Annotated in this window: 2 protein-coding genes; both read right to left on the bottom strand. The window is 68.7% G+C overall.

Features of this window, described 5'->3' with window-relative positions; genetic code table 11:
• Positions 1 to 562: cyclic nucleotide-binding domain-containing protein (locus tag ACLJQM_RS48150; RefSeq protein ID WP_410636674.1), on the bottom strand; the 562-nt coding region annotated here is incomplete at its 3' end.
• Positions 563 to 564: 2 nt separating this feature from the next.
• Positions 565 to 1,968 (bottom strand): family 2B encapsulin nanocompartment shell protein, encoded by a 1,404-nt coding sequence (locus tag ACLJQM_RS48145; protein WP_410636675.1) that lies wholly within the window; start codon positions 1,966 to 1,968, stop codon positions 565 to 567.
• Between the last annotated feature and the right edge of the window lie 10 nt (positions 1,969 to 1,978).

The following is a 1,978-nucleotide window of genomic DNA, read 5'->3' as shown; positions in this document are numbered from 1 at the left end:
CGGCGGGCAGGGCGAGTGCGGTGACGCGGGTGGCGGCGCGGGCGGTGAATTCCCAGGTGGTGTCGTTGCGGGCGAGGAGGTCGGCGCCGAGGTGGTCGCCGTCGGTGGCGGTGGTGAGGGTGGTGTCGTCGCCGTAGGGGCCGGTGCGGTGGCGGGTGACTTTGCCGTGCGCGATCAGCACGAGCGTGTCCAGGGGGGTGCCTTCGGTGACGAGGGTGGCGCCGGGGTCGTATTCGCGTTGCTCGAACGCTTCCGCCAGTGCTGTCAGTGCGGTTTCGTCGCTGAAGCCGCGCAGGAGTTGCAGTTCGGTGAGTTCGGCGGGGACGACGTGGACGTGGGTGCCGGTGGTGTAGAAGGTGAGTTTGCCGTCGCCGAGGGTGTAGGTGAGGCGCCGGTTGACGCGGTAGGTGCCGGCGGGGACGTCGACCCAGGGTAGCTGGGTGAGTAGCCAGCGTGGGGTGATGGCCCGCATCTGGGGCGGGGTTTTGGTGGTGGTGGCCAGGGTCCGCGCGGCGGCGACGCCGAGGGAGAGCTGCACCGGTGGTTCGTCGGTGACGGTCACGGTCAGCCTTCCCGGCCGAGTTCGACGCTGTCGAGCACCGCCAGCGCGTCCGGGACCAGCACCGCGGCGGAGTAGTAGGCGGAGACGAGGTAGGAGATGATGGCCTGTTCGCTGATGCCCATGAACCGCACGTTGAGCCCGGGCTGGTATTCGTCGGGCAGGCCGGTCTGGTGGAGTCCGACGACGCCTTGGGCTTGTTCGCCGGTGCGCATCAGCAGGATGGAGCTGGTGCGGGTGTCGGAGACGGGGATTTTGTTGCAGGGCAGGATCGGGACGCCGCGCCAGGCGGGGACCTGGTGCCCGCCGAGGTCGGTGGAGCCGGGGTAGATGCCGGCTTTGGTGCATTCGCGGCCGAACGCGGCGATGGTGGCGGGGTGGGCGAGGAAGAAGCCGGGGTCTTTCCAGACCAGGGTGAGCAGTTCGTCGAGGTCGTCGGGGGTGGGTGGGCCGGTGCGGGTGGGGATGCGCTGGGAGAAGTCGGCGTTGTGCAGGAGCCCGAAGTCGGTGTTGTTGACCAGTTCGTGTTCCTGGCGTTCGCGCAGGGCTTCGATGGTGAGGCGGAGCTGCTGTTCGATCTGGTTCATCGGCTGGTTGTAGAGGTCGGCGACGCGGGAGTGCACGCGCAGGACGGTCTGGGCGACGGAGAGTTCGTATTCCCGGGGTTGGGCTTCGTAGTCGACGAAGGTTCCGGGCAGGTGGGGTTCGCCGTCGTGGCCGGAGGCGAGGGAGATTTCGGCTTCGCCGTGGTCGTTGGACGCCGCCGATCCGCGGGCCTCGTAGGCCTGCAGGTGCGCCTGGAGGGTTTCGGCGCGGGAGAGGACGTCGTCGAAGGCGGTGCGGGGGAGGGTGAGGACGGTGCAGGTGGTGACGGCTTTGGCGGTGAATTCCCAGATGCCGTCGGTGTGGGTGAGGGTGGTGTCGCCGAAGTAGTCGCCGTCGGCGAGGGTGGCGAGGGTGGTGTGGTCGCCGTAGGCGCCGGTGCCGATTTTGGTGATTTTGCCGTGGGCGATGAGGAAGACCTGGTCGGCGGGGGAGCCGAATTCGACGAGGGTGTCGCCGGGTTGGTATTCGTGCTGGGTGAAGCGGGTGGCGAGTTCGGTGAGGACGTCTTCGTCGTCGTAGCCGCGCAGGGGGGCGAGTTCGCCGAGTTCGGGGGGGATGACGCGGACGGTGGCGCCGGTGGTGGTGAAGGTGACGCGGCCGTCGCCGACGGCGTAGGAGAGGCGGCGGTTGACGCGGTAGGACCCGGCTGCGACTTCGACCCAGGGGAGGGCTTTGAGGAGCCAGCGGGTGGAGATGCCTTGCATCTGGGGTACGGACTTGGTCGTGGTGGCCAGTGTCCGGGCGGCGGCGCGGCCGAGGCTCAGTGGTGTCTGTTCGGATTCCACCGGGTCGGTGACAGTCACAGCGAAAACC

Origin of the sequence: Amycolatopsis sp. cmx-4-83 (genome assembly GCF_046548815.1) — a bacterium.
GTDB lineage: Bacteria > Actinomycetota > Actinomycetes > Mycobacteriales > Pseudonocardiaceae > Amycolatopsis > Amycolatopsis pretoriensis_A.
The sequence above is the reverse complement of the archived record's forward strand: the minus strand, read 5'-3'. Positions and strand labels throughout refer to the sequence as shown.